Below are 8669 nucleotides of genomic sequence, written 5' to 3'. Positions count from 1 at the left end.
GGGCTCGCCGCCGCCTGCTTAACACTGGGCGGCGGCCCGGCGCGCCGCTACTGCTCACGTCGCTGTGCGACGCGGGAGCGAGTCGCGGCGCACCGGCGCCGGTCCGACGGGTGATCAGACGCCGAACTCCGTCGGCGAGATGCCCAGCGCGGTGCAGGCCTCGCGGATCGCCTGCTGCTCGGACGGCTCGAAGACGCCGTCGGCCCCGGCCACGACCATGCCGGTCTGGACGACCGCACGCGCCTCCTGTGGCTTCTTGGCGGCCTTGGCGATCACCTGGAGCGCCTCGGTCTTGCCCAGCTGGAAGTTGGCCAGAAGCTTGTCCACGTGCTGGTTGAACCGCTGGCGGAGCTGGTCCGCCGGGAAGTTCTGCAGCACCTCGTTGGAGACGATCAGCTCCTCCACGCGCTGCCGCTCCGCCGGCTCCACCTGTCCGTCGGCCGCGGCGACCAGGGCGCACATGGCCATGCTCGCGTCCCGGTAGGAGCCGCTCTTGAGTTCGGTCTTGACCGAGGCGAGCTGGGACTTGAACATCCCCATCAGCTGGGCCTTGGAGCCGCCGGAGGACGAGCCCGTCCCGCCGGTCTGCTGGTGCCCCTGCGCCCCGTGCCCCGATCCGGTCGCTCCCCGAGTGCCCTGGGACTGCTGGAAGGTCTTGGCCTGGTCCTTGATCTTGTCCCACATCGCCACTCGTGCCACCTCGGCTTCTGTTGCTGCTTGTCGGTCATGGTTCCCGGCCGCGATCTCTCGCGGCCATCAGGATCAACGCCCCCCGGGACCACAGGGTTCCCGGAAGGCAAAGACAGAGCAAAGAGCCTACCGGTGCCGTAGTAGGCTGCGCGACCAGGAGTTGCCGTTTCGGTCGGCCGGGTGGAGGCGTCGGGTGTGGCTCGGCTGAAGGGGTCGTCGGTCGCCGAGGCCGCCGGACCGCCCCGTGTTCGCGCCGCCCGGGCGACGGTGTGGTCGCGCGAGGTCGGCTGGTTCGTCGCGATCGGCGTCGTCTCGACCGCCGGACAGGCGTCGTTGTACTGGGCGCTGCGCCTCTGGTGGCCCCCGGCCGCCGCCAACCTGGTCTCGCTGCTGGTCCTCACCGTGCTGAACACCGAGGCCAACCGGCGGCTGACGTTCCGGCACGCCGACGCCGGGCCGGTCCGTGCCCATCTGGGGGCCGGCGGGCTCTTCCTGCTCGGCTACCTGGTCACCTCCGGCGCGGTGCTCTGGTTCCGGCACGAGCGGCCCGGCGCCTCGCCCGCCGCGGAGACCGTGGTCCTCGCCGCCACGTCCGTCGTCGTCACCGTCGTGCGCTTCCTGGTGCTGCGACTCGCCGTCTTCCGGGGCCGTGCCCGCCGCTGAGCTGCTGGGTCACCAACAGGTTCCCTGGTCACCGAAAAGTGCGTTCTTCCATGTCAGGGGTCACTCTCCTACGGTCCCCGAGTAACCGCTGGAGAGCACACGGGCAAGGAGACAGCAGTCATGGCCATTACTCTGGTGAACCCCGCAGGCCTGCCGGAGATCGACGTCTACCGGCAGGTGTCGATCGCCTCCGGAACGAGGCTGGTGTTCGTCGCCGGCCAGGTCGCCTGGGACGCCGACGGCGTCACCGTCGGTGAAGGCGACCTCGCCGCGCAGGTGGAGCAGTGCTACGTCAACGTCGGCACCGCCCTCGCCGCGGCCGGTGCCACCTTCGCCGACGTGGCGAAACTGAACGTCCATGTCGTCGACTGGACCCCCGACAAGATGCCCCTGCTCCTTGAGGGCATCGCCCGGGCCTCCGCCAGGCTGGGCGTGGCCCCGGCCGCGCCGGCCACGCTGCTGGGCGTCGCGGCGCTGGACGTGCCCGAGCACTTGGTCGAGGTCGAGGCCACCGCGGTCGTCGACTGAAGACGACTGAAGTCGACTGAAGAGGGGTGGGCCGGCCGAGTGACGTGACCGCTCAGTCGTACGTGACCCGGTCCAGCAGGCCCTGCAGGTACAGCCCGCGCCGGGCGTCCACCGGGGTCGGCGTACCGGTGCGGACCGCCGTGGCGAAGTCGTGACGCAGGATCGGCCAGCACTCCTCGTGGTCGATGCCCGCCGTGTCGTAGACCAGCGGCAGGTCCGGGCCGAACAGTTCGACGCGGGTGAGCGCGTGGGGGACGGCCACCGAGCCGGACAGGGAGGCCTGGCTGGCGGCGCCGTTCTCGTGCGTGCAGGTCAACTCGGTCCAGCGGCGCGGGTCGCCGGTGGCGCGGAGGGACGTGATGGGGCCGACCGAGGCGTCCAGCAGGTCGAGGAGGTGGGGGCCGAGGTCGAGCAGGGCGCCGTGTTCGAGGCGCCAGCCGGTGGCGAACTCGCCCTTCAGGAAGGCACCGTGGAGGTAGCAGGAGCGTGCCCCGGTCGCCTCGAAGGAACGCGCGGCTTCCAGGAAGGCGCGGGTGGCCGGGTGGTAGCGCTTGGTCAGCACCAGCTGGGAGACGACACCGGCCTCGGCGACGGCGTCGGCGACCCGGTGGGCCGCGGACAGGTCGGGGCCGAGCGGCTTCTCCAGCAGCAGGGCCTTGCCCCGTTTCGCCGCCAGGGGCGCCAGCTCGGCCTGGACGGCGGGCGGCACGGCGAACGCCACGGCCTCGCAGTGGTCCAGCAACTCCTCGAAACCGGCGGCGACATGGGCGGCGTAGGGCGCGGCGGCCTCCCGGGCCGCCTCGGTGCGGCGGGCCCAGACCGCGGCGAGCCGGGTCTCGGGCCCGGCGGCGAGCACCCGGGCGTGCATGGCGCGGGCCCAGGGGCCGGCGCCCACGAGCCCGACCTCGACGGGCCGGTCGGTCCAGGGGGCGGGGACGGCGTTCACGGTGTTCCTGTCTTCGGGTGGCACGGCACACGGTGGCACCGCGCGGTGGTCACGGCGCCGTGGTCACGGTGCGAGGCGGTCGAGCCGGGCGTCGGCGCCGGCGGGGGAGTAGAGGTGCTCCACGACCATGGCGGCGGCTCCGACGAGCCCCGCGCGGTCGCCGAGCCGTGAGGTGACGACCTGGAGGTTGGCCGTGGCGCGGGGCATGGCCCGCTGGTAGACCAGCTCCCGCACCCCCGTCAGGAAGGGCACCCCGGACAGCTCACCGGCGATCATGAGCACCCCGGGATTGAGCAGGGTCACGACGGTCACCAGGACCTCGCCCACCCGCCGTCCCGCCTCCCGGGCCAGCCGGACCGCGTCCGGATGCCCCTCGTTGAGCAGCCGCCGTACGTCCCGGCCGGACGTGGTGTCGAGGCCGAGGGCGGACAGCTCCTTCGCGATCGCCCTGCCACTGGCGACGGCCGCCAGGCAGCCGTGGGAGCCGCACATGCACAGCGCGTCGGACCGGTCGTGCAGCCGGATGTGTCCGATGTCGCCGGCGCCGCCGTCGATACCGCGGTAGAGGCTGTCCCCGATGACGACCCCCGCGCCGATGCCGGTGGACACCTTCAGCAGGACGAACGAGGCGCAGTCCCGGTGGTTGGCCTGGTACTCGGCCAGCGCCATCAGGTTGGCGTCGTTGTCCACGAGCACCGGAACCGCGTGTGCCGCCGGATCCAGGCCCGTCTTCGCGGCGTACGCCTTCTGGAGCCGTTCCCTGATGAGGTACCGGTCCCAGCCCGGCATGATCGGCGGCTCGATCACCTGCCCGGACTCCCAGTCGACGGGGCCCGGCACGGACAGTCCGATGCCCGCCACGTGGGAGGCCGGGATCCCGGCCGCCGCGATCAGGTCCGGGAACCACTCGGCCAGCCGGTCCAGGACGTGTTCGGGCCCTTCGGCGACGTCCAGCGGACCGGTGTGCTCGGCCAGGATGGTGCCCGCCAGGTCGAGCACGGCGGCCCGGGCGTGCCGGGTCTCCAGGTCGAAGGCGATCACCGAGGCGTGGCCCGGTTCGAACACGATCCGGTGGGAGGGGCGGCCGCCGGTGGAGCTGCCCGTGGCGTGGCGCAGCCACCCCGCGCGGTTGAGCAGGTCGAGGCGCTGTCCGACGGTCGAGCGGGACAGCCCGGTCGCCTGCTGGAGGTCGGCGCGGGTGTTGGCGCGGCCGCTGCGGATCAGCTGCAGCAGCGCACCCGCGCTGGCCTGACTTGACGTCATCATGGAGTCCCCCACGGCTCAGCTCTTGTCGGCGCCGCTGGTCAGCCCCTCGGTGAGCAGGCGTTCGGCGGCGAAGAACAGAAGTACCACGGGGATCGTCAGCACCACGGAACCGGCCATGAGGACGGTCTTGGGCACCTCGATGCCGTTGGACAGCTGGGCCAGTCCCAGGGAGACGGTCCACTGGCCGGGGTCGGCGGCCAGGAACAGCAGCGCGAAGAGGAACTCGTTCCAGGCGATCATGAAGACGTAAAGACCGGTCGCCATCAGGGAGGGCAGGGCGAGCGGCAGGATCACCTTGCGGACGGTCTGGAGCCGCGAGCAGCCGTCGAGCGCCGCCGCCTCCTCGATCGAGGCCGGGATGGTGACGAGGTAGTTCTTCAGCATGTAGATCGACACCGGCACGGTCTGGGCGACGTAGACGATGGCCAGGCCGACCAGGCTGGAGGAGAGGCCGATCCGGGCGAAGATGACGAAAAGCGGGACGGCCAGCAGCGTCGCCGGGAACAGGTAGACGGCCAGGAAGAGCGCGCTGACCTGGCGGTGGCCGAAGAACTTCAGCCGGCTGATCGCGTAGGCCCCGGGCACCGCCGCCACCAGGGTGAGCACCACCGTGCCGAGGGAGACCAGCGCGGAGTTGCGCAGGAACTTCAGGAAGCCCTGCCCGCCGTCGTCGGTGGAGCGCAGCACGTCCTGGTAGGTGGAGAGGGTGAAGTCCTTCGCCGAGATCCACAGGGATCCGGGGTCGAGCAGGAGCGCGTCGATGGGCTTCAGCGACAGCAGCACCATGTAGTAGAACGGCAGCAGGGTGATCACGGCGAGGAACGCGATGACGAACCAGCGCAGTACACCGAAGAACCGCTCCTCGAACTGGGCCCGGGACAGGGCCGCCTTGCGCGTCACGCTTCCTCCTGGACCTTGTTGCCGAAGAACTTGAAGTAGAAGCCCAGCAGGATCATCAGCGAGACGGCCAGGACGAGCGCCTGGGCGGCCGCGGCTCCCACGTCGTAGCGGGCGGTGAGGAAGTCGTAGACGCGCACGGCGGCCACGTCGGTGCCGGCGCCGCCCCCGGTGAGCAGGTAGACGTCGTCGAACTTGTTGAACGTCATGATGAACCGCAGGACGCACAGCAGCGCGATGACCGGCATCAGCTGGGGCAGCAGCACGTGCCGGAACCGCTGGGTCGGGGTGGCCCCGTCGACCAGCGCCGCCTCCTCCAGGGTGTCGGGCACCGCCTGCAGCCGCGCCAGGATGAACAGGAACGCGAACGGGAAGTAGCGCCAGCACTCGAAGACGATGACGGTCAGCAGCGCCAGCGGAATGTCGAAGTGCAGGCCCAGGAGATGGACTTCGTACTCCCGGGTCGACAGGAAGGCGATCGGGTCGTCCCAGCCGAACAGCCGCTTGCCCCAGTCGTTGACCACGCCGTACTGCGGGCTGAGCGCGACCTCCCAGACGAAGGCCACGGCGACGACGGGCGCGACGTACGGCAGCAGCATCGCCGCGCGCAGCAGCCCGCGGCCCTTGAACGGCTTGCGCAGCGCGAGCGCCGCGATCAGGCCGAGGACGACGGAGCCGAGCGTGGAGCCCGCCGTGTACAGCAGGGTGGTACCCAGGCTGGACCAGAAGCCGGCCGAGTCGAAGACCTGCGCGAAGTTGTCCAGGGACCAGTTTCCGAACAGGCTCATGCCCTGGATGTCGACGAGCCGGGCCTTCTGGAAGGCGAGCAGCACGGTCCAGGCGATGGGCAGCACGACCACCACGAGGACCACGAGGAAGGTGGGGGAGACGAACGCGAGTCCCGCCCGGTTGGCCCGCCGGCTGGCGGTCATCGGCCGGCGGCCCGACGGGGCGGACCGGTCGGTGGACCGGGGGCTGGTGTCCCGGCGCTGCGGTGCGCCGGCTGGAGCTGTAGTCATGAGGGACCTTCGTGAGGTGCAGGCGGGCGGCTACTGCAAGGACTTCTTGAGGGCGGCGACCTCTTCGTCGGCGTCGCGTGCCGCCTCGGACGGCGAGCTCTGGCCGCTGGTCATGGCGCCGACCGCCTTCGGTACGGGCAGTTCGCCGTTGGTGGCGCCGACCAGGGCTCCCTCGCCCTGGGTGATGCCCCAGCGGCGCATGTTGCTGACGCCGTCGGCGAGCTGGTCCAGCAGGCTGTCGGGGAAGACCTCGTCCAGCGGCTTGCGGGTGTCGACGCCGATCTCGCTGTGGCGCCAGGATTCGAGGTAGCGCCCGGGGTCGGCGGTCGTGCCCTTGCGGACCGGGATCTTGCCCTCGGGCGCCATGCCGAACCAGGACTCGTAGCCGGTGCCCATCATGTACTCGATGAACTCGCGGGACGCCGCGGTCTCGGCCGTCTTGGTGGTCACCCAGGACGTGATCTCGCCGAACTGGGCCGCCTCCTTGGCGTCGGGGCCCTTCATCGCGGTGACGATGCCGCTGTTGTCCGACAGGTACTGGGGGTCCTTCGCGCACTGGGGGCAGCTGGGCAGGGCGTCCTTGCGCAGGCCGGCGAGTTCGTCGAGCAGGAACGAGGACCAGACGACCATCGAGGAGCGCCCGGCGAAGTAGGTGGCCCGGGTGGAGTCCACGGTCTGGGTGCCGGGCGGCCCGTAGCCGCGGGCCAGCTGGTCGTAGGTGCGGAAGGCGGTCTCGCACTCCGGGGAGTCGAGGGCGACCTCGTGCCGGTCGTCGACCAGTTGGCAGTCGTTGGCGAGGGCGACGCTCTCGAAGCTCTGCGAGGTGAAGACGTCGCTGGGGTCGGTGGCCGCCGAGATGCCGTCGTGGCCCCTGGTGGTCAGCGCCTTGGCGGCGGCCAGCGTCTTCGCGTACGTGTCGGGAACCGGCAGGCCCTTCTGCGCCAGCTGGTCCTTGCGGTAGACCAGCAGCTGGAGCCAGGCGTCGGAGGGCACGCCGAGGCTGGTGGCGCCGTCGGAGGTCAGCTCCAGCGCGTTGGCGTTGAACGTGTCCCGGCCGAGTTCGCCGACGATCCGCTTCGGGATGTCGGTGTTCAGCAGGCCGTTGGTGTACATCTGCCAGACCTGGCCCATGGGGGCGGCGCCGATGACGTCGGGCATGGTGCCCGAGGCCGCCGCCGACATGATCAGCTGCGGCATCTGGGCCTCGTCGACCCCGACGAGTTTGACCTTGATCCCGGTCTTCTTCTCGAACCCGTCGATGACCTTCCGCGTCGCCGCGACACGGTCGGGGAGGTTCTCCTGGGACCAGACCGTGATCTCACGGTCCGGTTTGCCGGGCCCGGTGCTGCCCGCGCAGCCCGAGAGCAGCACTGCTCCCAGGGCCGCCGTGACGCCGACCGCGGTCGTCCTCGACCGCAGGGTCCTGATGCGCATTGAGTGTCCTCGTTCCGGCTTACGTCTGCTCGCCACGCATCACAGCATCACTTTTGCTTGTTGACAAGACATAAGTTGCGGATATTGTCGACGCAACCGCATCAGCAACCCTTCCGGAGCCCTCCGTGTCATCCGTGTCGCCGAAGTCAGCAGCGTCGCCCGTGCCGTCCGTGGAGCGCGTCGTCCAGTTCACCGGCCCCCGCCAGGTCGAGGTCGCCGAGCACGTCAGGGCCGAACTGCCGCCCGGCCACCTGCGGGTCCGCACCCGGTACTCGGGCATCTCGGCGGGCACCGAACTCACCGCCTACCGCGGCACCAACCCGTACCTGACCCGGACCTGGGACGCCGAGGCGCGGCTCTTCCGCGACGGCGCGCCCGGCATCGAGTACCCGGTCGCCGGCTGGGGCTACTCCGAGGTCGGCGAGGTCGTCGAGGTCTCCCCGGAGCTGGCCGGCACCCCCGGCCTGCCGGTCCCCGGCGACCTGGTGTGGGGCATCTGGGGCCACCGCAGCGAGGGCATCGTCCCCGCCGAGCGCATGATCGGCCACACCCTCCCGACCGGCCTCGAACCGCTGGCCGGGGCCTTCGCCCGGGTCGGCGCCATCGCGTACAACGCCGTCCTGGCCGGTGACATCCACCTCGGCGAGGACGTCGCGGTGTTCGGGCAGGGCGTCATCGGCCTGCTCACCACCCGGCTCGCCCGGCTCAGCGGCGCCCGCGTCACCGCCGTGGACGCCCTCGACGGCCGCCTGGAGACCGCGAAGCGGTACGGCGCCCAGCACACCCTCAACGCCCGCACCGACGCCGTCGCCGAACGCGTCCGCGAGGCCACCGGCGGCCTCGGCGCCGACCTCGCCATCGAGATCAGCGGCGCCTACCCGGCCCTGCACGAGGCGCTGCGCTCGGTCGCCGCCGGCGGCCGCGTGGTGGCCTCCGGCTTCTACCAGGGCGACGGCATCGGCCTGCGCCTCGGCGACGAGTTCCACCACAACCGGGTCCAGCTGATCTGCTCCCAGATCGGCGGCGTCCCCCCGCAGCTGTCCAACCGCTGGACCGTCGAACGCCTCCAGCAGACCTTCCTGCGCCTGGTCGCCGAGGGCCAGGTCGACGTCGACGCCCTGGTGAGCCACGTCGTCCCCGTCGCCGACGCGGCCGACGCCTACGTACTGCTGGACGAGCGGCCCGCCGAGGCGCTGCAGGTCGTCCTGGAATTCTGAGACCGGATT

9 protein-coding genes are annotated in these 8669 nt (G+C 71.2%); 3 read left to right on the top strand and 6 right to left on the bottom strand.

Annotated features, from left to right (window positions below; translation table 11 throughout):
- Nucleotides 1-114: 114 nt before the first annotated feature.
- Entirely contained in the window at nt 115-690 is a 576-nt protein-coding gene (locus tag ACFWR9_RS23015) for a tellurite resistance TerB family protein (RefSeq protein ID WP_383845170.1), read from the bottom strand.
- Nucleotides 691-885: 195 nt separating this feature from the next.
- Here ACFWR9_RS23015 and ACFWR9_RS23010 point away from each other — a divergent pair, with 195 nt between their 5' ends.
- Nucleotides 886-1353: a GtrA family protein gene (locus ACFWR9_RS23010; protein ID WP_383845168.1), complete on the top strand. Its 468-nt coding sequence runs from the start codon at nt 886-888 to the stop codon at nt 1351-1353.
- 120 nt (nt 1354-1473) lie between these two features.
- Nucleotides 1474-1881, top strand: a complete 408-nt coding sequence (locus tag ACFWR9_RS23005; protein WP_383845166.1) for a RidA family protein — start codon at nt 1474-1476, stop codon at nt 1879-1881.
- A gap of 52 nt (nt 1882-1933) precedes the next feature.
- Here ACFWR9_RS23005 and ACFWR9_RS23000 read toward each other — a convergent pair whose 3' ends face one another.
- From ACFWR9_RS23000 to ACFWR9_RS22980, 5 genes are all read right to left on the bottom strand, one after another.
- Nucleotides 1934-2827: a Gfo/Idh/MocA family protein gene (locus ACFWR9_RS23000; protein ID WP_383845164.1), complete on the bottom strand. Its 894-nt coding sequence runs from the start codon at nt 2825-2827 to the stop codon at nt 1934-1936.
- Between the two features lie 63 nt (nt 2828-2890).
- The gene (locus tag ACFWR9_RS22995; protein WP_383845185.1) at nt 2891-4090 is read right to left on the bottom strand and encodes an ROK family protein; all 1200 of its coding nucleotides are present in this window, start codon (nt 4088-4090) and stop codon (nt 2891-2893) included.
- 18 nt (nt 4091-4108) lie between these two features.
- The gene (locus ACFWR9_RS22990; RefSeq protein ID WP_383845162.1) at nt 4109-4993 is read right to left on the bottom strand and encodes a carbohydrate ABC transporter permease; all 885 of its coding nucleotides are present in this window, start codon (nt 4991-4993) and stop codon (nt 4109-4111) included.
- The gene (locus ACFWR9_RS22985; RefSeq protein WP_383845160.1) at nt 4990-6009 is read right to left on the bottom strand and encodes a carbohydrate ABC transporter permease; all 1020 of its coding nucleotides are present in this window, start codon (nt 6007-6009) and stop codon (nt 4990-4992) included. Before ACFWR9_RS22985 ends, ACFWR9_RS22990 begins: the two co-directional genes overlap by 4 nt.
- A 30-nt stretch (nt 6010-6039) precedes the next feature.
- Entirely contained in the window at nt 6040-7443 is a 1404-nt protein-coding gene (locus ACFWR9_RS22980; protein WP_383845158.1) for an ABC transporter substrate-binding protein, read from the bottom strand.
- A 170-nt stretch (nt 7444-7613) separates the two neighbouring features.
- Here ACFWR9_RS22980 and ACFWR9_RS22975 point away from each other — a divergent pair, with 170 nt between their 5' ends.
- Nucleotides 7614-8660: a zinc-binding alcohol dehydrogenase gene (locus ACFWR9_RS22975; RefSeq protein WP_383845183.1), complete on the top strand. Its 1047-nt coding sequence runs from the start codon at nt 7614-7616 to the stop codon at nt 8658-8660.
- The last annotated feature ends 9 nt before the right edge of the window (nt 8661-8669 follow it).

Source organism: Streptomyces sp. NPDC058534, from assembly GCF_042717365.1.
Classification (GTDB): Bacteria; Actinomycetota; Actinomycetes; order Streptomycetales; family Streptomycetaceae; genus Streptomyces.
Note: the sequence above shows the minus strand (reverse complement) of the source record. Positions and strands in the feature narration are given on the sequence as shown.

Coding starts and splice junctions, on each gene's coding strand:
- ACFWR9_RS23005 (WP_383845166.1), top strand. CDS start 1,474: ATGGCCATTACTCTGGTGAACCCCGCAGGCCTGCCGGAGATCGACGTC.
- ACFWR9_RS22995 (WP_383845185.1), bottom strand. CDS start 4,090: ATGACGTCAAGTCAGGCCAGCGCGGGTGCGCTGCTGCAGCTGATCCGC.
- ACFWR9_RS22985 (WP_383845160.1), bottom strand. CDS start 6,009: ATGACTACAGCTCCAGCCGGCGCACCGCAGCGCCGGGACACCAGCCCC.
- ACFWR9_RS22980 (WP_383845158.1), bottom strand. CDS start 7,443: ATGCGCATCAGGACCCTGCGGTCGAGGACGACCGCGGTCGGCGTCACG.